Source organism: Cohnella sp. GbtcB17 (assembly GCF_019091135.1).
Lineage (GTDB): Bacteria > Bacillota > Bacilli > Paenibacillales > Paenibacillaceae > Cohnella.
Window position 1 is genome coordinate 103,554 of sequence record NZ_JAGXJW010000007.1, and the last position, 23,134, is coordinate 126,687.

Genomic DNA, 23,134 nt, shown 5'->3' on the forward strand with positions numbered 1-23,134 from the left:
CTTAAGGGGGTGGCCGGCATGGATATGACCGAACACGGCAGCATGGAGCTCAACAAGGAAGGCGCGAATCGCCCGAACGAACACTCGGACAATATGCCGCCGTTTCGGCCGTTGATACCGACGGATCCGGACAAGAGGAAACGGACGGGCAAGGACAAGTTCGCGCGGCATGACGAAGAGCGAAACGAAAAGGGCAAAGAGAAGCGGGCGCCGCAACCCGACGACGCAAAAAAAACGGAGGAAGGCTTCCCGGCCGAAATCGACGAATGGCTGGCAAAGGTCAAGGAGACGCTAGGCATGCCGGCCGCTTTCGACGTGCAAATCAGAGAAATGACCTTCAGCGGTCGGCGCACGGGCCTTTTATTTTTAAGCAGCTTTGCGAAGGACACCGCGCTGACCGAATTGTTGAAGCGATTGTCCTACCTGTCCCCGGACAGCGTCGGCCACGACGCACTGGAGAGCTTCTTGAATTATTACATGCCTTCGATTCAAATCCGCGAAGTCGACTCGTTTGCCCAAATGGTGGACGATGTGCTCGTGGGAAATGCCGCTTTTTACGTGGACGGCGAACCGCGGGTGCTGCTCATGGACGTCCGGCAGTATCCGGGACGGCAGCCGGAGCAACCGGAGCTTGAGAAGGTCGTTCGCGGCAGCAAGGACGGCTTCACCGAAAGCTTGTTGACCAACGTCGGATTGATCCGCCGCCGACTGCGGGATCCGAAGCTGCGCTTCGAAATTACGCAGGTCGGCGAGCGCACCAAAACGGACGTCGCGATCGTGTTTATCGACGACGTGGCCGATACGAAGCTCGTCGAATCGGTGCGCGACAAGATCAAGGCGGTCAAGGTCGACGGCATTCCGCTGGCCGACAAGCAGCTGGAAGAAATTACGGTCAAGACGGGTTGGAATCCGTTCCCCCTCGTCCGCTATTCCGAACGGCCGGATGTCGTCGCCTCACATTTGCTGGATGGCAGCGTGACCGTCCTCGTGGATACGTCGCCCAGCGTCATGATGCTGCCGACCACTTATTTCGATTTGATCCAGCATGCCGAGGAAAACCGGCAAAGTCCTTTTATCGGAACGTATTTGCGCTGGATCCGTTTTTTCGGTCTGCTGGCGTCGATGTTCCTCATGCCGCTATGGTACATGTACGCGGAATCGCAGCAGCTTCGTCCGTCGTGGCTCTGGTTCCTCGGCGCGGACAAAACCGGCGATCTGCCGCTGATCGTGCAGTTTCTTCTCGTCGAGATCGGCGTCGATCTGATGCGGCTTGCGGCCGTTCATACGCCGACGCCGCTCGTGACGGCGATGTCGCTCGTGTCGGCGATCCTGATCGGCGACATCGCCGTCAAAACGGGGCTTTTTATCAACGAGGTCATCCTGTATATGGCGGTGGCCGCGATCGGAACGTTCGCCACGCCAAGTTACGAGCTCGGACTGGCCAACCGTATCGTCAGGTTGGTGCTTCTGATGGCCGTGTTCCTGTTCCAACTGCCGGGCTTCGTCGCCTGTGCGGCGATTATGCTCGTCGCCTTGGCGTTGATCCGTTCGTACAACACGCCTTATATGTGGCCGTTTATCCCGTTTAACGGTCCGGCGCTATTGAACGTGTTTTTGCGCAGACCGCTCCCTAAGATCCGCATGCGACCGTCGATCTACAGGCCGAAGCAAAGCGGAAGGCAGCCTACGGAATGAGGCGGAAAGGCGCCGGCGGGAAGAAATGCAAATGATGCGCCAATTCCTCCATTTCCCCGAATCGCATCCTGGGATATACTCAGATTATCGCGTATGATGACGGGGATCGCGCCCTGTCCATTCGTACGCCGCGATCGAATTCCAGTCCGAAAAGGGGAAATCATACATGTACTTTCACGGTACCAGCCGCATCAACGACAAGGGACATCTCGAGATCGGAGGCGTCGACACGCTCGACCTCGCGGCGAAGTTCGGCACGCCGCTGTACGTCGTGGACGAGGCGCTTGTTCGCCAGCGCGCCCGCGAATACGTCGAGGCGTTCAAGGCGACGGGCCTGAAGTTTCAGGTTGCCTACGCATCGAAGGCTTTTTGCGTCATGGCCATGTGCCGCGTCGCCGAGGAAGAGGGCATGAGCCTCGACGTCGTCTCGGACGGCGAGCTTTATACGGCGCTGCAGGCGGGTTTCCCGGCTGAACGCATCCATTTCCACGGCACCAACAAGACGCCGGACGAGATCGAGATGGCGCTGAACGCCGGCATCGGCTGCTTTGTCGTCGACAACTTCACCGAGCTCGCCCTGCTGAACGCCATCGCGGCCGAGCGCGGCCAGAAGGTCAACATCCTGTTGCGCGTGACGCCGGGCGTCGAAGCCCATACGCACGACTACATCTCCACCGGCCAGCAGGACTCCAAGTTCGGCTTCGATATCGGCAACGGCACGGCGCTGCGCGCCGTCGAAGAGGCGCTCCGCCAGCCGCAGCTTAACCTGCTCGGCGTGCACTCTCATATCGGCTCGCAAATTTTTGAGGTCGAAGGCTTCCGCATGGCCGTTGAGAAGGTCGCAGCCTTCTCTCTCGAAGTGCGCGCGAAGCTGGACAAGACGTTTACCGTCATCAACCTGGGCGGCGGCTTCGGCATCCGCTACGTTGAAGGCGATACACCGCTGCCGGTAGCGACCTACGTCGAGGCGATCACTGGCGCGATTATCGATTCGTTCACGGCCGCGGACTATCCGCTTCCGGAGATCTGGGTCGAGCCGGGCCGCAGCATCGTCGGCGACGCCGGCACGACGCTGTACACGGTCGGCACGAGCAAGGACATCCCGGGCGTCCGCAAGTATATCGCCGTCGACGGCGGCATGACGGACAATCCGCGTCCCGCCCTCTACGAATCCAAGTATGAAGCGGTGCTCGCCAACCGTCCGGAAGACGAAGCGACCGAGCTCGTATCGGTCGCGGGCAAGTGCTGCGAGAGCGGCGACATGCTCATCTGGGACCTCAAGCTGCCGGCCGTGCAGTCCGGCGACGTGCTCGCAGTGTTCTGCACGGGCGCTTACAACTATGCGATGGCGAGCAACTACAATCGCATTCGCCGTCCTGCCGTTGTCTTCGTGAAGGACGGACAGGCAGACCTTGTCGTCGCGCGCGAATCGTTCGAGGATATCGCCCGCAACGATCTGCTGCCCGAGCGTCTTCGGAAGCAAACGGTCCGCAGCTAACTGAAGCAGAGGCTCCCGCATTGTCGTTGCAAGCCGCTTGTCTCGCGACAGAGGCCGCCGTTCGAGGCGGCCTTTTTCCTTTTTTCGCAAAATGTAGTATGATGGGACAAGTCAAAAACAGTGAATGAGAAGGAGCGTTGATCCGCAATGTCCAAGCAAGCCACGATCAAACTGGCCAACGGCAACGAGGTCGTCATCGAATTGTTCGACAAGGACGCCCCGAATACGGTCGCCAACTTCGAGAAGCTGGCCAATACGGGCTTCTATAATAATCTGAGCTTCCACCGCGTCATTCCGGGCTTCGTCGCCCAGGGCGGATGCCCCAACGGCAACGGCACGGGCGGTCCCGGCTACGAGATCGACTGCGAGATCAACCCGAACAAGCATGAGCGCGGCGCGCTTGCGATGGCCCACCGCGGCAAAAATACGGGCGGCAGCCAGTTCTACATCGTATATTCGCCGCAGCCGCACCTGGACGGCGTCCACACTGTCTTCGGCAAGGTCGTGTCCGGCATGGAGCACGTCGACGCGCTTCGCGGCGGCGACAAGTTCGAGTCGATTTCCGTTACCGAGTAACTTTACTTAGTAACCTATCAGGGTAGCCCGCTCTTGCAGCGGGCTGTTTTGCGTTCAGCCATTCGATCCAAATCCTGTCGATGAAAATCCTTGCTTTTTTTCATTGATGGTGCTAACATGCCTATAAATCGTTCATTCCGATTTTACGAGTCGGATATAGCTTGTCATACGGATCACTGCAGACGATGCGATGTTCGACGAACGATTTTTGATGCTTACCTTCGGGGCGGGGTGCAATTCCCCACCGGCGGTGATCGGCCTCCGCGCGATACGATCGCAACGACAGCCGTCAGTCCGTGACCCGCAGTAGCGCCTTTCATTCCGATGACGGCGCGAGACGGCGGATCCGGTGTGAATCCGGGACCGACAGTGGCAGTCTGGATGGGCGAAGGCAGCGCAGCACGGCCGAATGCGTCTATGAAGCGAGAAGTGCGGGATGAGATGACGGGAAGTCGTATTCAGCAATGATTGTGTTTGTGCTGCATTTCACAATCATCGCGGCGATTTTTTCGTTTCTAGCCGGACGACTTCTTTATACATGCCGCTGGCCTGTTTGATGCTGTGCGACTATTCGACCCGGGGGAGCACTCCGGGTTTTTTTGCGTACTTAAGCCAGTTGCCGAGCTCGCGAGCGGAGAGGAAGTGACAAGAGGCGAAGCTGCGAGAGAACGCGACTGCATTCGCTTCGCGCTTCGAATGTCGGGCGGCGAATCGACGCGCGCGACCGGTTAACCCGAGCGGCGCGAGGAAGGAGGATAGTGGATGTTCACGGGACTCATTGAAGAAGTCGGCAAGCTGCAGCGGATCGAGAGCCGCGGCGAAGCGCTTGTCGTGACGGTAGCCGCGCGCAAGGTGCTGGAGGATGTAAAGCTCGGCGACAGCATCGCCGTGAACGGCGTCTGCCTCACGGTCGTCGCCTACAACGGCAGCGGCTTCAGCGCGGACGTCATGCCGGAGACGTACAGACATACGAATCTGAAGCATTTAAAGCCGGGCGAACCCGTCAATCTCGAACGGGCGATGCTCGCCGGCGGCCGTTTCGGCGGCCATATCGTACAAGGACATGTAGACGGCACGGCGGTGATCGTGTCGCGGACGCACGAGGCCAACGCCGTCGTATTTCGGCTGCGGCCCGAACAGGCGCATCTGCTGAGGCTCGTCGTGCCTCAGGGCTCGATCACGCTCGACGGCATTAGCCTGACCGTTGTGGAAGCGGACCGGACGTCCGGCACGCTAACCGTATCGATTATCCCGCACACGCTGGCGGAGACGGCGCTCGCGCACAAGCAGCCCGGCGCTACGGTCAACGTAGAAAACGACATTTTGGGCAAATATATCGATCATCTGCTGCATGAGAGACACGGAGGACCGGCGCCCGCACCGCGGGCCGCCTCGGGGCTTACGGAAGCGAAGCTGAGAGAGTTCGGCTTCTGACTTGAAAGGCACAAGGGGGAAATGAGAAATGGAAAGCGAAACATTCGATACGATCGAGTCGGCGCTGGCGGATTTGAAGCTGGGCAAGATGGTTCTCGTCGTGGACGACGAGGATCGGGAAAACGAGGGCGATCTGATCGCGCTCGCCGAAATGGCGACGCCTGAAGTGATCAACTTCATGATCACGAAGGCGCGCGGGCTCGTCTGTGCGCCGATCACCCAAGAACGCGCGGAGCAGCTCGAGCTGCCGCCCATGGTGACCCACAACACGGATTATCACGGCACGGCCTTTACGGTGTCGGTCGACCACATATCGACGACGACGGGCATCTCAGCCTATGAGCGGGCCATGACCGTGAAGGGATTGATCGACCCCGAGGCCAAGCCGGGCGATTTCCGCAAGCCGGGGCATATTTTCCCGCTGATCGCCAAGAAGGGCGGCGTGCTGCGCCGCTCCGGCCATACGGAAGCCGCGATCGACCTCGCGATTTTGTGCGATTCCGAGCCGGCGGCCGTCATCTGCGAGGTCATCAAAGAAGACGGGACGATGGCGCGGCTGCCCGATCTGCAGCTGTTCGCCAAAGAGCATGACCTGAAGCTGATCTCGATTCAAGAGCTTATTCGCTACCGCAACGATAAAGAAAAGCTCGTCAAACGCGAAGTGTCCGTCCGCATGCCGACCGACTTCGGCGATTTTGAAATGGTCGCCTACTCCAACGAGGTGGATAACAAGGAGCACGTCGCCCTCGTCAAAGGGGTTATCGACGACAGCGAGCCTGTTCTGCTGCGGGTGCACTCCGAGTGTCTGACCGGCGACATCTTCCTTTCGCACCGCTGCGATTGCGGTCCGCAGCTCGAAGCCGCGATGCGCCAAATCGCGCGCGAAGGACGCGGCATACTTCTGTACATGCGCCAGGAGGGGCGTGGCATCGGCTTGCTCAACAAACTTCGCGCTTACCAGCTCCAAGAAGAAGGATTGGACACGGTCGAGGCGAATATAAAATTGGGGTTCGCGCCGGATCTTCGCGATTACGGCATCGGCGCGCAAATTCTTAAAGATCTCGGTGTCCGGCGCATCCGGCTTCTGACGAACAATCCGCGCAAGGTTCGCGGCCTCGAAGGCTACGGCCTCGAGATCGTGGAGCGCGTGCCGATCCAGATGAACGAGAACGACGACAACAAGTCGTATCTTCGGACGAAGCGCTCCAAGCTGGGTCACCTGCTCTCGTTCGCTGAAGGCCAGGAGCAGTCGCTCGCACCGATTCCGACGATCGAACAAAACGAACAGACCGGCCTTGCGCCGAAGAGAGGATGAAAGAAATGGCATTCGTATATGAAGGCAATCTCATCTCCCAAGGGTTAAAATACGGCGTCGTCGTAGGACGGTTCAACGAGTTTATCTCTTCCAAGCTGCTGAGCGGCGCGCTCGACGCATTCAAGCGTCACGGCGCGGAGGATCATGAGGTAGAGGTGGCCTGGGTGCCGGGCGCGTTCGAGATTCCGCTGATCGCGCAGAAGATGGCCGAGAGCGGCAAGTACGACGCGGTCATCACCTTGGGCGCCGTTATTCGAGGATCGACGCCGCATTTCGATTATGTATGCAACGAAGCCGCCAAAGGCGTCGCTGCGGTCGGGCTGAAGACAGGCGTCCCGACGGTGTTCGGCGTACTGACCGTCGACAGCATCGAGCAGGCCATCGAGCGCGCGGGCACCAAAGCCGGCAACAAGGGCTGGGAAGCGGCGGCGACGGCGATCGAAATGGCTAACCTGACGCGGGCGCTGCAAGGCTGATCGCACCTGCCGACAGCCGGGAGCTTATGAAGGCGGCGGAGCCACACGCCGCCTTCGACGCTGTCCGGGGCGCCGTTTGAACGCTGGGGAAGGGTGATTGAACATCGGCACGACCGTTTTATACAAGCTGGAAACGTTCGAAGGCCCGCTCGATCTGCTGCTTCACTTGATCGACAAGGCGGAGATCGCCATCGAAGACATCTCGATCAGCGACATTACCGACCAATACATGTCCTATCTCGAGGCGATGACGGAGCTGGAGCTGGATGTGACGAGCGAATTTCTCGTGATGGCCGCCACGCTGCTGTCGATGAAAAGCAGGCAACTGCTGCCCAAACCGCCGGTCACGGACGAGCCTTGGCTGACGGAAGTCGACGACTTCGGCGAGGATCCGCGCGAAGAGCTCATCCGCAAGCTGATCGAGTACCGAAAATACAAGGCGATCGCCGGGCAACTGCGCGAGCACGAGCTCGAGCGCAGCCTCGTTTTTACGCGCGAGCCTTACGACCTGTCGCCGTTCGAGCCGAGCGTGAAGCGCAATCCGGTCGAGGGGCTGCACGTCGACGATCTGGTGCGGGCGTTCCGCAAGGCGCTGAGGCGCGCTGCCGGCAGAAACCGGATATCGGCCATCCAACGGGACGAGATCTCCGTCAAGGATCGGATTCGCGACATCATGTCCGTGCTCAAGACACGCGGCGCGGCCGGGGAAGCGAAGGTAATGTTCTCCCAGCTGATCGGCGATTCGCCGGTGCGCGAGGAGATCGTAGCCACCTTTTTGGCCGTGCTGGAGCTGATGAAGCGCCGCTGGGTCAGCTGTCACCAGAGCGCGTTGTTCGACGAGATCGTGCTGACGTGGACGGGAAGGGAGGCCGATGACGATGGATTATTCGACCTTGAAATCGGTACTTGAAGGGCTGCTGTTCGTTGCGGGAGAAGACGGGCTCACGAAAAAAACGATCGCGGAAATCGTCGAGGTGGACGGCGACGTCGTCACCGACATCGTCAAGGATTTGCAAAAGGATCTCGTCCGGCGCAAGCGGGGCATCCGCATCGCGGAGATCGCGGGGACGTACCGGCTGACGACCGCGCCCGAGCACGCGGCATACTTCGAGAAGCTCGCCTATTCGCCGGCACGGACGCCTCTGTCGCAGGCCGCGCTCGAAACGCTGTCCATCGTCGCTTACCGTCAGCCGATCACCCGCGTCGAGATCGAGGAGATCCGCGGCGTCAAGGCCGAGCGGCCGCTGCAGACGCTGGTCGCCAAGGATTTGATCGAAGAAGTCGGCCGCGCCGAGCAGATCGGCCGTCCGATTCTGTACGGCACGACCAAGGCGTTTCTCGACTACTTCGGCTTGTCCGGCATCGAGGAATTGCCCGATCCGGTCGTTACGGCCGATGCCGACGAAGATATGGAAGAGCGAACCCGAATGCTGTTCGAACGAATCGAGGGCCGGCAGCTGTCGCTCGACGATCTCGATCGCGCGCTGCTTGAAGGCTTGCCCGCCTACGACGAGGACGAAGCGCCGCCTTCGGATCGAATTCGCGAGGACGAAGACGAAGACGACGATCATGCACGCTCTCCGGCGCCTGCGCCGAAGTCCGACGACTGGGAATTCTAATCTGCATTATGCGCATGATCCCATGCGCCGAGGCCATACTATCCCCATGCGAAAGGCAGGGGAGCGTATGGTTTTTTGGTATTGGGCTGCCGCGGCATGCCTCCTGGCTGCCGTCGTCGCGGCATGTTCGTCTTTCGTCCGCCTTCGAATCCGATATTCCCGCAGCGGCAAGCTGGACCAGCTCATCGTGATCGTGCATGCGCTGTACGGGCTGTACCGTATTCACGTAGAAGTCCCTACGATCAAACTTTCGAAAACCGGCCTGTCGTACCATGTGAAGGAGCAGACGGAAGCGGCCGGCGCGGGTCAGACGTCTTCCCGGGCGGGGAAACGGCTCATCAATGCGCAAAGCCTCCGGCGACTGAAGCTAGCCATCCGGGAGATGCTCGTGTCCGTCAGGGAATTGAAGCCGTGGATGTTCGAGGGGCTTAGCAAAGTCGAATGCATGCGCTACCGGATGGATATCCGGATCGGAACGGGGGACGCGGCGTCGACCGCCGTTGCGGCGGGACTTTGCTGGTCGATCCACGGGATCGCGACCGGCGCGCTGGATCGTTTCATCAGGCTGAACACGCATCCGCACGGTCGGGTGGAGCCGGTTTACGCCGGCGTCGAGCTGACGGTCGTGTGGGAAGCGGATTTTCGCATACGGGCTGGCGCCGTTCTCGCGCACGCGCTTAGGCTGCTGCCGCGTCTGCGCTACGGCTCAGCGCTGCGCAAAGCGATCAGGGACTGGCGCGCGGTCTCGAACCGTCAAGCTTCGCAAACTTAGAGGAGCCGTCGGACGGTGCGGAGCAAGCGAGCGCGCCCGGGGCCGGTTTACATATTCCGCGCCGGCGGCGGTTAACCTATAGCTGGCGGAAGGCTTCATTTATCCGAATGCCGCGCAGCATACAGCATAGGAGGCGAGCGAGAGCATGTCCGAACATCCGATTCAGGGATTGATGCAGACTGCAATGGAAAACATCAAGGAAATGGTCGACGTCAACACGATCGTCGGCGAGCCCGTTCAAACGCCGGACGGTAGCGTCATTCTGCCGATCAGCAAGGTCGGCTTCGGATTCGCGGCCGGCGGCTCCGAGTTCCAAGGCATGGACGAGCAAGGCAAGCGCAAGAACGGTCAAAATCAACAGGACGGCGGCCACAACGCAAGCGTGCAAATGCCTTTCGGCGGCGGCAGCGGCGGCGGCGTATCGATCAGCCCGATCGCATTTCTCGTCGTAGGCGCGCAAGGCGTCAAGGTTGTGCCGCTCGACAATCAGACGCATCTGTTCGAACGGCTGATCGATGCCGCGCCGACGTGGGTCGACAAGCTGCAGCGCATGTTCCGCGGCGACAAGGACGAGCTGATCGAGGGACGCGGGATCGCTTCGATGCCGGCCGATCCGGAACGCAACTCGCACTGAGCCCGTGCGCGCGAGCAAGCGAAAAAAACAAGCGCAAGGCTTGCCCGAACGGGCGTACGCCTTGCGCTTCTTTTTATGCGGACAAGCGCGAGGCAGCCGCATAAGCGCGGACATGCCCGCATACAATGGAGAGACGGTTGGCAGACAAGCAAGCCCGCAGGGAGGAAACCGTTGATGCAAGCTCGAACGAAAAGCCGCGTCCGCTCGCGCGTCGCGGGGATTGCGGCGGCCGGGGCGGCCGCGCTGTCTTTGTTTTTATCGCCCCATCCGGCAATGGCTTCCGCTTCGTCGTCCGGAATGAACGGAGCGCCGTCATCGGCGGCAACGCCCGCACTATCCGAACCTGTCAAGCCAACGACGCATGCGAAGGCGGCCGCGCTGATCGACGTGACCAGCGGCCGGCTGCTCTATAGCAGCCGCGGCGACGAGCCGATGCTGATCGCAAGCACGACGAAGATTATGACCGCGATCATCGCGATCGAGCAAGGCGATCTGGACAGCCTCGTAACGGTCAGCAGCCGTGCCGCAGGCAAGGAGGGCTCTTCGATTTATTTGAAGGCCGGCGAAAAAATGAAGCTGAAGGACATGCTGTACGGGCTCATGCTGCGCTCGGGCAACGACGCCGCGACGGCGGTCGCCGAGCACGTCGGCGGCTCTTTGGAAGGCTTCGTCTTTTTGATGAACGCCAAGGCCGAAGAGATCGGCATGTCGAACAGCCACTTCGCCAATCCGAGCGGGCTGGATCAAAAAGGCCACTATGCCAGCGCGAACGACATGGCCAAGCTCGCGGCCTATGCGCTGCACGACCCGACGTTCCGGGATATTGTGAGCACCAAGGTGAAAACGGCGCCGAATCCGGACGAGGAATGGGATTACAAGTGGGTCAACAAAAATAAAATGCTTCAATTATATGAAGGCGCCGACGGCGTCAAGACGGGTTATACGAAGCAGGCGCTGCGGACGCTCGTCAGCTCCGCGACGCGGGACGGCAGGCAGCTGGCCGCCGTGACGCTGAACGACGGGAACGACTGGAACGACCACGCCAAGCTGCTCGACTACGGCTTTTCCGCGTACCGGCTCGAGCAGGTGATCGGCAAGGGCGCCGAAGTGCAAAATTATCCTTTTGTAGCCGCATCGACGCTGCGCTATCCGTTCGCGGCAGGCGAGCGGGAAAAGGTCGAGCTGCGCGTTGAACTGTACGGCCCCGATTCGACCGATTACAAGTTTGGCTACAGGGGCAGACTCTCGTACCGGTTAAACGGTGAGCCGATCGGCGCCGTCGAGCTGTTGCCGCGGACGCCGGCACCCGAAGAGCGATCCGATTAAAGGAGGCGGTCTTATGGTCAATTGGATCTGGCTCGGCATGATCGGGCTCAGCGTGCTGTTCGGCGCGGCCAACGGGCGCATCCAGCAAGTGACCGAGGCCGCTTTTTCAGGCGCGCAGACAGGGGTCACCGTATGCTTCGGCTTGATCAGCATCCTCGTATTCTGGATGGGGCTGATGAAAATCGCGGAGGTATCGGGCATCGTGCGGCGCTTGTCGCTCCTGATGGCGCCCGTCGTGCGCTGGCTGTTCCCGGACGTGCCGAAGGACCATCCCGCGCTCGGCTACATCCTTTCCAACTTGAGCGCCAACTTGATCGGGCTCGGCAACGCGGCCACGCCGATGGGGATTCGCGCCATGCAGGAGCTGCAGAAGCTTAATGCAAACCCGGCCGTCGCGACGCCGGCGATGTGTACGCTGTTGGCGCTGAACACGGCGAGCATCACGATCGTGCCGACGACGCTGATCGCGATCCGGATGAATTTCGGCTCGGCGCACCCGGCGGATATTATCGGACCGACGCTTCTCGCGACCGCCATATCGACCGGAGCGGCCATCGCGGCCGATCGCTGGTACCGGCGCCGTCAAAGGCGCGGGGCGCCGCCAATGCTGCCGCCGATACATTCGCCGGTGCATCCGCCCGTCGCTGCGCCAAGCGGCCAGCCGGACCGTCCGCCTGCGTCGCTTTAGAACTACGGATTCTAGATTTCGAGGGAGAAAGGAGCGTTCGCCATGGTTGCCGCCTTGAACGCGCTCTCCGCTTGGGCGATACCCATGTTCATCGTCCTTATCCCGCTCGTCGCCGCTTTCCGCAAGGTTCCTGTGTACGAAACGTTCGTCGACGGCGCCAAGGACGGCTTCCAGACGGCGATCGCCATCATTCCCCACCTCGTCGGCATGATGACTGCCATCAGCATGTTCCGCGCGTCCGGCGCGATGGACATGCTGATCGGCTGGGTCGCCCCTTTATTCAGCGGGCTCGGCATCCCCGCCGAAGTGCTCCCGCTCGGCCTGCTTCGCCCGATTACCGGCGCGGGCTCGCTCGCTTTTGCGACCGACCTCATCAAAACGTACGGTCCCGACTCCCTGATCGGCCGGATCGCCTCCGTCGTCCAGGGCAGCACGGACACGACGCTGTACGTCGTCACGGTGTACTTCGGCGCCGTCGGCATCCGCAACGCCCGGTACGCGCTTAAGGTCGGGCTCTTCTCCGACGCGGTCGGCTTCTTCGCGGCCGTGTTCGCCTGCTGGCTCCTTTTTTAATCCGCCTCTCTCGGAATCCCCGCCCAAGTTGTGCAAATCCCGCCATCGGAGTATGATGGGGGATGAGGTGAACCATCAGTGGAAGAACGATTGCAAAAAATACTCGCGAACGCCGGCGTCGCATCCAGACGCAAGTGCGAGGAGCTCATCGCGGCCGGTAAGGTGACGGTTAACGGCGAGGTGATCAAGGAGCTCGGCGTCAAGGCCGATCCCGCTAAGGATGCCATCGCGGTGAACGGCAAAAAGATTAAATCCGAGAGCAAGCTTTACTTGCTGTTCAATAAGCCCAAGGGCGTCATCACGAGCATGCACGACGAAAAGGGTCGCACGGTCGTAACCGACTTCCTCAAAGGGGTCAAGGAACGCGTCTATCCGGTCGGCCGGCTCGATTACGACACCGAAGGACTGCTGCTGCTTACGAACGACGGGGAGCTCGCCAATCTGCTCACCCATCCGCGCCACCACGTGGCCAAGACGTATTTGGCGACCGTCGAGCGGGTGCCTCACGGCGACGCGCTGGACAAGCTCCAGAAAGGGATCAAGCTTGAGGACGGCATGACCGCGCCCGCCGAGATCGAATATCACGACGTCGATCCGGAAGGCAAGCAGGCGACGATCTCGATCACGATTCACGAAGGACGCAACCGCCAGGTGAGACGGATGTTCGAGGCGATCCATCATCCGGTCATCCGGCTGAAGCGCGTCTCGTTCGGCGGACTCACGCTGGACAACCTTCAGCGCGGCAAATACCGCAAGCTAACGGAGTCAGAGGTCCAATCGCTGCGCGACGCCGCCAAAAAAGCGGAGCGGGGCGGGTAAAGACGTTCTCGGCACAGGACACTAACGTGTCACGGCGTGTCACACAATGTTCAAAACCGGAGCTCCGGGCGCCTGCCTGCGAATCCGGTATTTTCGCTATAATGGAACAAAAGACGCTGGTGGTGACATAGTGAAGCGTTATCGCAAACCGATTCAATACATCATTCTGGCCGTCGTGCTGCTCGTCGGGGGATACGCGATCGGCCAGTCTTTTTTGAAGCCGAATAAAGCGCTTAAACCCGGCAGCGAGGCGCCCGCGTTCGAATTGCTCGGCCTCGACGGCCAGGCGCACAGCCTCGATTCGTACCGCGGCAAGCCGCTCGTGGTCAATTTCTGGGGGACGTTTTGTCCGCCCTGCCGCAATGAAATGCCTGCGCTTCAGGCGCAGTACGACAAATGGAAGGAACAGGGCGTCCAGCTTGTCGGCATCAATCTGAGCGAGGACCGGGTCAGCGTCGGCAGTTTTCTGAGGTCCTACGACATCGACTTTCCCGTGTTGCTCGACAAAAACAAAAAAACCGAACGCAAATACGGCCTGAAGGAATATCCGACGACTTTCTTCATCTCGGCCGACGGCAAGATTCAGGATATCGTCATCGGCGGCCCGATGAGCGAGGAGACGATCGAATCCCGCGTCAGACTGCTGCTCGGCAAGGATTAGGGCTCTGACAGGAGGCAGCAACAGTTGATACACAATACGAAGTGCGAGTGCGGTCACCAGAATCCGACGGGAACCGTGCTCTGCGAATCCTGCGGCAAACCGCTGGTGGACGATCTTCCGCTCGATTCGCCGCTGGAGATGCGCTACGACGGCGCGGCCAGACGCTCGCAGAAGAAAAACCCGGCGCTCATCGACCGCGTATGGAATTTCTTTTCGTCGGTCAAGATCGCCATCTGGCTCATCATTCTCACGCTGCTCGGTGCGGCGATCGGGACGATTTACCCGCAAGAAAGCACCTTTATCAACCTTGACGAGCCGGCCGCTTTCTACAAAGAAACGTACGGTACATGGGGTGCGATCTATCAGGCGTTGGGCTTGTCCCGCACGTACGAATCCTGGTGGTTCATCGGCCTGCTCGTCATGATCGGCACGTCGCTCGTCATCTGCAGTCTGGACCGCGTGCTGCCGCTCTACAAGGCGCTGTCCAAGCAGCAGGTCCGCAAGCATCTTACGTTCCTCACCCGTCAGCAGACCGTGCTTACGGCCGATATTCCCGGGGATGCGGAAAAGTGGGTCGCGGACTTCGGCGCCCAGCTGAAGCGCAAACGCTATCGTGTATGGACGGAAGGCACCGCTCTGCTCGCAGAGAAAAACCGGTTCAGCCGATGGGGGCCGTACATCAATCACATCGGATTGATCCTCTTTCTACTGGCCGTGCTCGGCCGGAGCGTGCCGGCGTGGCATATGGATCAGTACGTCAGCATCGACGAGCATCAGGTCAAACAGATTCCCGGCACCAATTATTACGTCGGCAACGACAAGTTTACCGTCGATTACTACAAGGACGAAGAGCTGCCGACACAGCTGAAGGGCACGCTTCGCGCCAAGCTTTATCAGACGCAGGCGACGCTGTACGCGTGCACGCAGTATTGCGACGACGACCCGCTGCACGATCCGGTGCTCGAGAAGGTAGAGTCGCACAATATCGAGGTCAACTCGCCGCTCGAATACAAAGGGCTCAAGCTGTATCAGTACAATTTCGAGCAAAAAATCCGGCTTATCGAAGTGAAGCCGATGCTGCTCGATGCCAAGACCGGCGATTCGTACGGACCGTTCGACCTGAAGATGAACAATCCGGCGGAAAAGTCCCAGGCAGGTCCCTACACGCTGACGCTGAACGACGTTTACCCCGACTTCGGTCTCGACGAAGAAGGCCGCCCGATGACGAAGTCCCGCGACTTCAACAATCCGGCATTCGTCTTTCGGATTACAGGTCCCGACCTGGACGAGAAGGGGGAGCTGTACATCTACTTCCCGATGCCGAGCGCAAGCGACAAGGGCGTTCAGCAGCAAATCAACGACAGCTTCGAGAAGCTCGGGAGCAATACGGGGCGCTTCAACTTCGAGGTCGGCAAAATGGAAAACGTGACATTTTCGCAGTACACGACTTTTCTTAACGTTCGGGTCGACCGGGCGATGCCGTACGTTTGGGTAGGGGCGGCGATCTCGATGATCGGTCTCGTGATGGGCTTCTACTGGCATCACAGGCGCATCTGGCTGCGCATCGACGACGGCAAGCTCACGCTGGGCGCGCATACGAACAAGAACACGTACGGCATCCGAAACGAAACGGCATCGGCGCTCGCCAAGTGCGGCATCGTCGTCGATCCGAAGGCGCTCGATAACAGGAGGAATTCACGTTGAATCACTGGCTCGATATCAGCAGCACCGCATTCCAGGCAGCCTTTTACCTGTACTGCGCATCCTTTATCTGCTATGCGATCGCGGTGGCCGGCAAGCGCTGGAGCAACCGGGAGCCCGAGCTCCACAACCGCCGTTGGGGCCGCTTCGGCTTCATTCTGGCGGTCGCCGGCTGGGTGTGCCATCTCACCTTCTTTTTCACCCGCTGGAAGGGCGGCGGCCATATTCCGACGAGCAACATGTACGAGTTTATGACGTTTCTGGCGATGGCGATCGTCTTCGCCTTCATCATCGTACATCTGATCTATCGCAACAACCTGCTCGGCGCGTTCGCCATTCCGCTCGTCGTCATCATCATCGCTTACGCGGCCGTGTTCCCGTCCGAGGTGCAGCCGCTCATCCCGGCGCCCAACAGCTACTGGCTCAAGATTCACGTCACGACAGCCGCTACGGGCGAAGCCTTCTTCGCAGTCGGCTTCGCCGCCGCGCTCGTGCAGCTGCTGCGGGTCATCGACTTCTCGCGCAAAGACAAAGCCGGCCGCCGCGAGCAGAGATGGGTCGAGTTCGTCCTGTTTTTCATGGTCGTCATCATCGGCTTCCTCGTGTCCGTGTTCGCCTTCCGCGGCGGCGGCTACGAAGCCAAGTTCCAGCAGGAAAAGGTGAGCATCGACCAGCAGGGCGTCCAGCAGAGCGTCACGCAAACGGTCGAATACGGACTGCCGCCGATCGTAGCGCCTTACAACAGCGAAAAGCTGTCCATGCAGCCGTATCTCGGCATTAAGGACCCGCTGTTCGAGGCGCCGTCCTGGATGAACGGCGTCAACGCGGGCCGCAAGCTGAACACCGTCATCTGGTCGCTGCTGTCCGGCGCGATTCTGTACGGCCTGCTCCGGCTGATCGCGCGCAAGCCGATCGCCGCCGTTATTCACCCGCATCTGTCCGACATCGATCCGGAGGACCTGGACGAGATCAGCTACCGGGCGATCGCGATCGGCTTCCCGGTGTTCACGCTCGGCGCGCTAATATTTGCGATGATCTGGGCGCAGATCGCCTGGTCGAGATTTTGGGGCTGGGATCCGAAGGAAGTATGGGCGCTTATCACCTGGCTGTTCTACAGCGCTTATCTGCATCTGCGGCTGTCGAGAGGCTGGCAGGGCACCCGTTCCGCATGGCTCGCGGTCATCGGCTTTATCGTGGTGCTGTTCACGCTGATCGGCGTCAACCTCGTCATAGCCGGCCTGCATTCCTATGCTGGCGTTTAACCGTTATAATAAGACAAGCTGACTTATAGTGAGGAAAGGGGCCAAACCCGATCATGAGCGCCGGAAATCGCATATTGGTAGTGGACGACGAGGAGCGTATCCGTCGCCTGCTGCGCATGTATCTGGAAAAGGAAGGCTATGTCATCGAGGAAGCGGAGGACGGCGAGACGGCGCTGAAGCTGGCGCTTCAGGAAGAATACGACCTGATCGTGCTCGACCTGATGCTGCCCGGCATCGACGGCATGGAAGTATGCTCGCGCCTGCGCCAGTCCAAGGCGACGCCGGTTATCATGCTGACGGCAAAGGGCGAGGAAGTGAACCGCGTGCAGGGCTTCGAGGCCGGCGCCGACGATTATGTCGTCAAGCCGTTCAGCCCGCGCGAGGTTATCTTCCGCATCAAGGCGATTTTGCGGCGGTCGTCCGCGACGGCTTTCTTGTCCAAAGAGCTGAACACGAGCAACAATATCGTCTTCCCGCATCTGGTCATCGAGCATGACGCGCACCGCGTCACCGCCGGCGGGCAGGAAGTGAACCTGACGCCCAAAGAATACGAGCTGCTGCATTATTTGGCGAGCTCGCCGGACAAGGTGTTCTCCCGGGAGGATCTGCTGAAGGACGTCTGGAATTACGACTTCTTCGGGGATCTGCGCACGGTCGATACGCACGTCAAGCGGCTTCGCGAAAAGCTGAACCGCGTCTCGACCGAAGCCGCCGCGATGATCACGACCGTATGGGGCGTCGGCTACAAGCTCGAGGTGGCGAAGTAAGCGATGGCGATCTGGAGAACCGTAGTCGGCAAGCTGTGGCTGACGATCATCCTGCTGGTCGCCGTCGTCATCTCGACGGTCGGCTTGTTCTTGCTCAAGATCGTCGACGTGACGGTTAGCGCGGACTCGCTAGCCGAGATCAAGCATTTATTCATTTATTCGGGCGCCGTAGGCTTCTTGCTTACGACGTTCTTCGCGTTTTTCCTGCTTACGAAAATCACGCAGCCGCTGCGGGAGATGAAGCAGGCCGCGAATCGGGTCGCCCAAGGGGAGTACTCGACGCGCCTCGTCGTCCGCTCCTGGGACGAGATAGGCGAACTGGCCAATAGCTTTAACCAGATGGCCTCCGAGCTTAATACGCTGATCCGCGACATTCAGCACGAACGGGACCAGCTCGACGGCGTACTGCGCAGCATGAGCGACGCGGTGCTGCTGTTCGACGCGAACGGCCGGGTCAAGCTGACGAATCCGGAAGGGCAGCATCTGCTCGAGATTTGGCGCGGACTGAAGTGGGAGGACGAGGGCGAGCCGGACGAACGGGTGACGGTACCGGACCCGCTGCGCGACATCTACGACACGCTTATTGCCAAAGGAACGACCCATACCGGCAAAATCCATGTGCAGAGCGGCGTATGGTCGGTCGTCATGACGCCTGTCGCCTCCGGCGAAGGCAGCGGCGGCGGTGCGGTCGCCGTGCTCCGCGACGTGACCGAGGAGTTCAGAGTGGACAAGATGCGCAAAGACTTCGTCGCCAACGTCTCGCACGAGATTCGCACGCCCGTCGCGATGGTGCAGGGCTACAGCGAAGCGCTGCTCGACGATATCGCACAGACGCCGGAGGAGCGGCGCGAGCTCGTCCAAGTCATCCACGACGAGTCGCTGCGCATGGGCAGGCTCGTGAAGGACCTGCTCGACCTTGCCCGCCTCGAAGCCGGCTACCTGGACATGACGATGCAGGAGGTCGACGTCAACGCGCTGCTGCAGCGCGTCCATCGGAAGTTCTCCGCGCTGGCGAAGGAAAGAGGCATTGAGCTGATCCGATCGGGCGAGGATAGCGGCCTGCTGCTGCGGCGGGCAGACCCCGACCGACTGGAGCAGGTGCTTACGAATTTGCTCGACAACGCGCTGCGCCACACGGCGTCGGGCGCGTCCATCACGCTCGGCGCATGCACGAGGAGCGGCGACAAAGGCGACAGGCAGATCGAGATCGTCGTCAAGGACGAAGGCGAAGGCATTCCGACGGAGGACCTTCCTTATATTTTCGTGCGCTTCTACAAGGCGGACAAGGCGCGCAAGCGCGACTCCAAGGTCGGTACGGGGCTTGGCCTCGCGATCGTGCGCAACCTGGTCGAGGCGCACGAGGGCACCATTCGCGTGTCCAGCGCGCTGGGCGAAGGGACCGAGTTCAAACTGCTGATCCCGGCCGGGTGAACGAGGGGGGAGCTCGCGCCTATGGCAGTGGTCGATAGCGGCACGCAATACCGCTAAGCTCGCCAATGTCACAACGACAACAAATACCTGTCTCTCTGTTTATACGCGTATTCGCGACAGCTTGAACATAGAAAAACCGCCAGCAACGAGGCTTGGCGGTTTTTCTCCGTAGTAAAGCATTATACGAGCTGAATTTCCTTCGCCGAGTTGAGGTCCGGCAGTTCTTCAAGCTGCGCCAGCACTTCCTTCGGGACGGCTTTGTCGACGCCGAGCACCATGATCGCAGCGCCGCCGACGATCTTGCGGCCGACCTGCATCGTCGCGATGTTGACATCGTTCGTGCCGAGCAGCGTGCCGACACGGCCGATAATGCCCGGCTTGTCGTGGTGGGAGATGAGCAGCAGGTGGCCCTGCGACTCGACGTCGACCGGGTACTTGTCGATCTGCGTGATGCGCGGACCGAAGCCGTTGAGCAGCGCGCCGGCGGCGGACCGTTCTTCGCGACCGGTCTTCAGCGTGACCGTCACCAGGTTGGTGAAGCCCTTCGCAGCCTGGGACTTGGTCGTGACGATATTCACCTCGCGCATCTTGGCCAGGTGCATGGCGTTGACGGCGTTCACTTGATCCGAGCCGAGATGGTGCGCAAGCACGCCTTGAACGACTTGACGCGTCAAAGGCTGTGTGTCCACGTCGGCCAGCTCGCCCGCATAGGAAACGCTGATCTCCTTGACCGGTCCTTCGGTAATTTGCGCCGCAAAGCTTCCGAGCTTGCGCGCGAGCGTAAAGAACGGCTCGAGCTTCGCGAGCAGGTCGCCGGGTACAGGGGGCATGTTGACGGCGTTTTTGTATGGCTCGTTGCGCAAAATGTGCAGCAGCTGCTCGGAGACGTCGATCGCGACGTTCTCCTGCGCTTCGACCGTCGAAGCGCCAAGATGGGGGGTTACGATCACCTTGGGGTGCTTCAGGAACGGGTGGTCGGCAGCAGGCGGCTCTTCCTCGAATACGTCGAAGGCCGCGCCTGCGACGCGTCCGGCGTCGATCGCCTCGATCTGCGCCTGCTCGTCGATGATGCCGCCGCGTGCGCAATTGACGATCCGAACGCCCGGCTTAATCACTTCGAATTGGGCCTTGCCGATCATATGGCGGGTCTCCGGTGTCAGCGGCGTGTGGACCGTGATGAAGTCGGCTCCGCGCACGACATCGTCGACGGTGGCCAGCGTGACGCCCAGCTTGTCTGCACGCTCTTCGGTCAGGAACGGATCGTAGCCGAGCACCTTCATGCCGAACGCCTTGGCGCGCGCAGCCACCTCGCTGCCGATGCGGCCCATGCCGAGCACGCCCAGCGTCTTGTTGCGCAGCTCGACGCCGACGAACGACTTGCGGTCCCATTCGCCGCCGATCGTCTTGGCGTAAGCTTGCGGAATGTGACGCGCCAGCGCCATCATCATCGCGAACGTATGCTCGCAGGTCGTGATCGTATTGCCGTCCGGCGCGTTGATGACGACGATGCCGCGCTTCGTGGCGGCGTCAAGGTCGATATTGTCCACGCCGACGCCGGCGCGGCCGATGACCTTGAGCGACTTGCCCGCGGTCATGATCCGTTCGGTGACGCGGGTCTGGCTGCGCACGAGCAGCGCATCGTATTCGCCGATGATGGCGACGAGCTCGTCTTCGGACAGACCGGTTTTCTTATCGATCGAAATGTCGCTTGCCTCGACGAGGAGCGAGATGCCGAGATCGCTGATCGGATCCGATACCAACACTTTAAACATAGTAATCCCCCTGTACTACGAAGTGATGAATATATAGAAAACACCCTAAAACCCCCGCGGCCCTACCGGACCAACAGCGTTTTGAGGGTGATCTCGTAAAAGCGGCGATTCTTATTGTAAAGCAACGCGCCTTGAAAATGCAATGGAAAATGTGGAACAATCGGCGCCCGTTCGACGTAATATTACGTGTCGGAAGAGAAGAAGGGCAGAAGCGGAACGAGCTCCTTCGCGTAATACCTGGATTTAAGGGACAAATAGTCCCCGCTGCGAATCGCGTCCGTGCTGTTCAGCATATCGACGATCGAACGGATCGTTTTTTGCTTCATTTTGGCGGCCTGACCCGAATTGATGAATTGATCGATCCTGGCGGTCAGATCCTGCGGCAGGTAATCGTACTCGGCCCGGTTCAGGAACATATACTGCGCGGACACCGTATTTTTGACGAGCAGCGGGAGTTTGGACCATTCCGCATTCGCGAGCACGTTAGGCAGCTCGTAGTTGTCAGGCAGGGATAGGTTGACCGTGGAGCCCCATTTGAGCATCGAATCGTAATATTGACTCTGCGCGAGCAGACCGAGCCGGACAGCTTCCGTAAAATAAGCGTTTTTGGAGACGCGGGCGAGCGCTTCCGCCGCCGAGCCTTCGTTCGCCTGCGCGGCGAGCTGGCCGAAGCTGCTCTCGTACAGCTTCAGGCTTTTCAAATAATTGTTCTGCGCGTTCATGAGACCGGGCGTCAGGCTAGACACGGTCGTCACTTTGGACTCGTTGTACTTGCTCGCGGCCAGCTTCGCCAGTTCCTTCAGTGAGGAGGCGCGGTCGACCGTATCGTCGGTCTGCCAGCGGGTGCGGGCGGCGGACCACTCGGCCATCCATTCCCGATGAGGCTGAAATACGTTATGATAGAAGGATACGAGATCCTGCTGGGAGTACGCTTTGGGAGATTCGGCCGCTTTGGAAGCCTGGGCGCCGGCCGGCTTCGCATACAGCGCTTCCGTGCGGTCGGTGCCGACCTTGACCCCGCTGAAGAAGGCGGCGATTGCGACGATCAGAAAAAACAAAAAGCCCAGGGCGAAGATCAGGTCCGTTCTTGATAGACGTTTTTCCATTGCAGACTCCTCGTGTAGATCGACATGAATAGATTAAGTATAAGGAAATGATTAGCATCCGTACATAACAAAAATTTACATCAGACGAGGTAACATGCCTAAATTCGACATCAAAAACATTAAATTAAGAAAAGTGACCGTGGACGAGCTCAGTGACAAGCTGCTTTTGGTCAATCTGTACGCCACGCAGGCGCTTACTGTCATTATCGGATTGGCTTGGGTATTTTTTCAGGGGCAGAATATATTGGAAATTTTCCGAATTCAAGGCTCGCTTTCGTTTCTATATTGGGGGGCCGGCTTGGCCGCTCTTGTCGTCGCGTTCGACATCGGCATATCGCGATGGATCCCCGATGAAGCGAAGGACGACGGAGGTGTCAACGAGCGTATTTTTCGCAACCGGCCGCTGTGGCATATCGCATTGATATGTGCGGTCGTCAGCGTTTGCGAAGAGCTGCTGTTCCGCGGCGCGATGCAGCACGCTTTCGGTCCGTATTGGACGAGCATCATTTTCGCCGCCATTCACGTCAGATATTTGCGCCACTGGATTCCGACCGGCATGGTATTCGCCATCAGCTACGGACTCGGATGGCTGCTGATGTACACGGGCACGATTTGGGCGCCTATTTTTACCCACTTTCTAGTCGATCTGACGATGGGGATCATCATAAAGTACCGGAGGGAAGAGGAGTAATGAGCGAGGAGCGTCTTCCGACAGCTTGGGATAAATACGTAGAAGCCAAGCGACATGCGCTGTCGCCGGTCGAGAAGGAAGCCGCCGTTAACGAACCGATGTCGATCGAACAGCTTGAGCTTGCGATTGCGGAAGCCGCGGCCGCTTCGGGATTGCCGGAGACGGGCATGCCGCCGAGAGCGGTCGTTCATCCGTCGGTCCGCAAAAGCTACAGCAAATGGTTTTACCGCCTGCTGCTGGTCCTGTTCTACGCGCTTGTCGGCTTTTTGCTCTGGTGGGGCTACGAACATTATTCAACGGTTTAAAACTTGAAGCGAC

The 23,134-nt window shown here is 59.8% G+C and carries 23 protein-coding genes and 1 riboswitch; of the genes, 21 read left to right on the forward strand and 2 right to left on the reverse strand.

Going from position 1 to position 23,134, the window contains the following annotated elements; translation table 11 throughout:
- Window positions 1-18: 18 nt before the first annotated feature.
- The 19 genes from KVT38_RS05620 (at window position 19) to KVT38_RS05710 (ending at window position 19,247) form a co-directional block, all read left to right on the forward strand.
- Window positions 19-1,695 (forward strand): spore germination protein, encoded by a 1,677-nt coding sequence (locus tag KVT38_RS05620; RefSeq protein ID WP_254639020.1) that lies wholly within the window; start codon window positions 19-21, stop codon window positions 1,693-1,695.
- A gap of 166 nt (window positions 1,696-1,861) precedes the next feature.
- On the forward strand, window positions 1,862-3,193 hold the full coding sequence (lysA, locus tag KVT38_RS05625; RefSeq protein WP_217592706.1) for a diaminopimelate decarboxylase: 1,332 nt from the start codon (window positions 1,862-1,864) through the stop codon (window positions 3,191-3,193).
- A 147-nt stretch (window positions 3,194-3,340) separates the two neighbouring features.
- Window positions 3,341-3,769, forward strand: a complete 429-nt coding sequence (locus KVT38_RS05630; RefSeq protein WP_217592707.1) for a peptidylprolyl isomerase — start codon at window positions 3,341-3,343, stop codon at window positions 3,767-3,769.
- A gap of 213 nt (window positions 3,770-3,982) precedes the next feature.
- Window positions 3,983-4,166: riboswitch (FMN riboswitch) on the forward strand.
- A gap of 365 nt (window positions 4,167-4,531) precedes the next feature.
- Window positions 4,532-5,203, forward strand: a complete 672-nt coding sequence (locus KVT38_RS05635) for a riboflavin synthase (RefSeq protein ID WP_217592708.1) — start codon at window positions 4,532-4,534, stop codon at window positions 5,201-5,203.
- A gap of 28 nt (window positions 5,204-5,231) precedes the next feature.
- On the forward strand, window positions 5,232-6,518 hold the full coding sequence (locus KVT38_RS05640) for a bifunctional 3,4-dihydroxy-2-butanone-4-phosphate synthase/GTP cyclohydrolase II (RefSeq protein ID WP_217592709.1): 1,287 nt from the start codon (window positions 5,232-5,234) through the stop codon (window positions 6,516-6,518).
- A 5-nt stretch (window positions 6,519-6,523) separates the two neighbouring features.
- The gene (gene ribH, locus KVT38_RS05645; RefSeq protein WP_217592710.1) at window positions 6,524-6,994 is read left to right on the forward strand and encodes a 6,7-dimethyl-8-ribityllumazine synthase; all 471 of its coding nucleotides are present in this window, start codon (window positions 6,524-6,526) and stop codon (window positions 6,992-6,994) included.
- Between the two features lie 97 nt (window positions 6,995-7,091).
- Window positions 7,092-7,904 (forward strand): segregation and condensation protein A, encoded by an 813-nt coding sequence (locus tag KVT38_RS05650; protein ID WP_254639021.1) that lies wholly within the window; start codon window positions 7,092-7,094, stop codon window positions 7,902-7,904.
- On the forward strand, window positions 7,873-8,613 hold the full coding sequence (scpB, locus tag KVT38_RS05655) for an SMC-Scp complex subunit ScpB (protein ID WP_217592711.1): 741 nt from the start codon (window positions 7,873-7,875) through the stop codon (window positions 8,611-8,613). The genes KVT38_RS05650 and scpB overlap by 32 nt, the downstream gene beginning before the upstream one ends.
- 67 nt (window positions 8,614-8,680) lie before the next feature.
- Window positions 8,681-9,385 carry a DUF2953 domain-containing protein gene (locus KVT38_RS05660; protein ID WP_217592712.1) on the forward strand — a complete coding sequence of 235 codons (705 nt, stop codon included), beginning with the start codon at window positions 8,681-8,683 and terminating at the stop codon, window positions 9,383-9,385.
- A 145-nt stretch (window positions 9,386-9,530) separates the two neighbouring features.
- Window positions 9,531-10,019 (forward strand): GerW family sporulation protein, encoded by a 489-nt coding sequence (ytfJ, locus tag KVT38_RS05665; RefSeq protein WP_217592713.1) that lies wholly within the window; start codon window positions 9,531-9,533, stop codon window positions 10,017-10,019.
- Window positions 10,020-10,316: 297 nt separating this feature from the next.
- A complete protein-coding gene (locus KVT38_RS05670; RefSeq protein WP_254639028.1) occupies window positions 10,317-11,345 on the forward strand; it encodes a D-alanyl-D-alanine carboxypeptidase family protein in 1,029 nt (342 codons plus the stop codon).
- A gap of 13 nt (window positions 11,346-11,358) precedes the next feature.
- The gene (locus KVT38_RS05675; protein WP_217592714.1) at window positions 11,359-12,033 is read left to right on the forward strand and encodes a nucleoside recognition domain-containing protein; all 675 of its coding nucleotides are present in this window, start codon (window positions 11,359-11,361) and stop codon (window positions 12,031-12,033) included.
- A gap of 42 nt (window positions 12,034-12,075) precedes the next feature.
- On the forward strand, window positions 12,076-12,606 hold the full coding sequence (locus KVT38_RS05680) for a spore maturation protein (protein ID WP_217592715.1): 531 nt from the start codon (window positions 12,076-12,078) through the stop codon (window positions 12,604-12,606).
- A 78-nt stretch (window positions 12,607-12,684) separates the two neighbouring features.
- Window positions 12,685-13,425, forward strand: coding sequence for a pseudouridine synthase (locus KVT38_RS05685; RefSeq protein ID WP_217592716.1), 741 nt, complete (start codon window positions 12,685-12,687; stop codon window positions 13,423-13,425).
- 130 nt (window positions 13,426-13,555) lie between these two features.
- On the forward strand, window positions 13,556-14,086 hold the full coding sequence (locus KVT38_RS05690) for a redoxin domain-containing protein (RefSeq protein ID WP_368859056.1): 531 nt from the start codon (window positions 13,556-13,558) through the stop codon (window positions 14,084-14,086).
- Window positions 14,087-14,110: 24 nt separating this feature from the next.
- The gene (gene resB, locus KVT38_RS05695) at window positions 14,111-15,790 is read left to right on the forward strand and encodes a cytochrome c biogenesis protein ResB (RefSeq protein ID WP_217592718.1); all 1,680 of its coding nucleotides are present in this window, start codon (window positions 14,111-14,113) and stop codon (window positions 15,788-15,790) included.
- A complete protein-coding gene (gene ccsA, locus KVT38_RS05700; protein ID WP_217592719.1) occupies window positions 15,787-17,049 on the forward strand; it encodes a cytochrome c biogenesis protein CcsA in 1,263 nt (420 codons plus the stop codon). The genes resB and ccsA overlap by 4 nt, the downstream gene beginning before the upstream one ends.
- A gap of 50 nt (window positions 17,050-17,099) precedes the next feature.
- Window positions 17,100-17,816, forward strand: a complete 717-nt coding sequence (locus KVT38_RS05705) for a response regulator transcription factor (RefSeq protein WP_282912790.1) — start codon at window positions 17,100-17,102, stop codon at window positions 17,814-17,816.
- Window positions 17,817-17,819: 3 nt separating this feature from the next.
- A complete protein-coding gene (locus KVT38_RS05710) occupies window positions 17,820-19,247 on the forward strand; it encodes a sensor histidine kinase (protein WP_217592721.1) in 1,428 nt (475 codons plus the stop codon).
- Between the two features lie 179 nt (window positions 19,248-19,426).
- Here the strand turns inward: KVT38_RS05710 and serA are convergent, their stop codons facing one another.
- Window positions 19,427-21,019, reverse strand: coding sequence for a phosphoglycerate dehydrogenase (gene serA, locus KVT38_RS05715; protein WP_217592722.1), 1,593 nt, complete (start codon window positions 21,017-21,019; stop codon window positions 19,427-19,429).
- 182 nt (window positions 21,020-21,201) lie between these two features.
- Entirely contained in the window at window positions 21,202-22,125 is a 924-nt protein-coding gene (locus KVT38_RS05720; protein WP_217592723.1) for a hypothetical protein, read from the reverse strand.
- Window positions 22,126-22,219: 94 nt separating this feature from the next.
- On the opposite strand from KVT38_RS05720, the gene KVT38_RS05725 reads away from it, so the two are divergent.
- Together KVT38_RS05725 and KVT38_RS05730 are read left to right on the forward strand one after the other, a co-directional pair.
- On the forward strand, window positions 22,220-22,816 hold the full coding sequence (locus KVT38_RS05725) for a type II CAAX endopeptidase family protein (RefSeq protein WP_217592724.1): 597 nt from the start codon (window positions 22,220-22,222) through the stop codon (window positions 22,814-22,816).
- Window positions 22,816-23,121 carry a hypothetical protein gene (locus tag KVT38_RS05730; protein ID WP_217592725.1) on the forward strand — a complete coding sequence of 102 codons (306 nt, stop codon included), beginning with the start codon at window positions 22,816-22,818 and terminating at the stop codon, window positions 23,119-23,121. Before KVT38_RS05725 ends, KVT38_RS05730 begins: the two co-directional genes overlap by 1 nt.
- Window positions 23,122-23,134 lie beyond the last annotated feature (13 nt).

Bases quoted from the DNA above. Each gene is read 5' to 3' on its own strand.
- KVT38_RS05620 (WP_254639020.1), top strand. From the start codon at position 19: ATGGATATGACCGAACACGGCAGCATGGAGCTCAACAAGGAAGGCGCG.
- lysA (WP_217592706.1), top strand. From the start codon at position 1,862: ATGTACTTTCACGGTACCAGCCGCATCAACGACAAGGGACATCTCGAG.
- KVT38_RS05630 (WP_217592707.1), top strand. From the start codon at position 3,341: ATGTCCAAGCAAGCCACGATCAAACTGGCCAACGGCAACGAGGTCGTC.
- KVT38_RS05635 (WP_217592708.1), top strand. From the start codon at position 4,532: ATGTTCACGGGACTCATTGAAGAAGTCGGCAAGCTGCAGCGGATCGAG.
- KVT38_RS05640 (WP_217592709.1), top strand. From the start codon at position 5,232: ATGGAAAGCGAAACATTCGATACGATCGAGTCGGCGCTGGCGGATTTG.
- ribH (WP_217592710.1), top strand. From the start codon at position 6,524: ATGGCATTCGTATATGAAGGCAATCTCATCTCCCAAGGGTTAAAATAC.
- scpB (WP_217592711.1), top strand. From the start codon at position 7,873: ATGGATTATTCGACCTTGAAATCGGTACTTGAAGGGCTGCTGTTCGTT.
- KVT38_RS05660 (WP_217592712.1), top strand. From the start codon at position 8,681: ATGGTTTTTTGGTATTGGGCTGCCGCGGCATGCCTCCTGGCTGCCGTC.
- ytfJ (WP_217592713.1), top strand. From the start codon at position 9,531: ATGTCCGAACATCCGATTCAGGGATTGATGCAGACTGCAATGGAAAAC.
- KVT38_RS05670 (WP_254639028.1), top strand. From the start codon at position 10,317: ATGAACGGAGCGCCGTCATCGGCGGCAACGCCCGCACTATCCGAACCT.
- KVT38_RS05675 (WP_217592714.1), top strand. From the start codon at position 11,359: ATGGTCAATTGGATCTGGCTCGGCATGATCGGGCTCAGCGTGCTGTTC.
- KVT38_RS05680 (WP_217592715.1), top strand. From the start codon at position 12,076: ATGGTTGCCGCCTTGAACGCGCTCTCCGCTTGGGCGATACCCATGTTC.
- KVT38_RS05710 (WP_217592721.1), top strand. From the start codon at position 17,820: ATGGCGATCTGGAGAACCGTAGTCGGCAAGCTGTGGCTGACGATCATC.
- serA (WP_217592722.1), bottom strand. From the start codon at position 21,019: ATGTTTAAAGTGTTGGTATCGGATCCGATCAGCGATCTCGGCATCTCG.
- KVT38_RS05720 (WP_217592723.1), bottom strand. From the start codon at position 22,125: ATGGAAAAACGTCTATCAAGAACGGACCTGATCTTCGCCCTGGGCTTT.
- KVT38_RS05725 (WP_217592724.1), top strand. From the start codon at position 22,220: ATGCCTAAATTCGACATCAAAAACATTAAATTAAGAAAAGTGACCGTG.
- KVT38_RS05730 (WP_217592725.1), top strand. From the start codon at position 22,816: ATGAGCGAGGAGCGTCTTCCGACAGCTTGGGATAAATACGTAGAAGCC.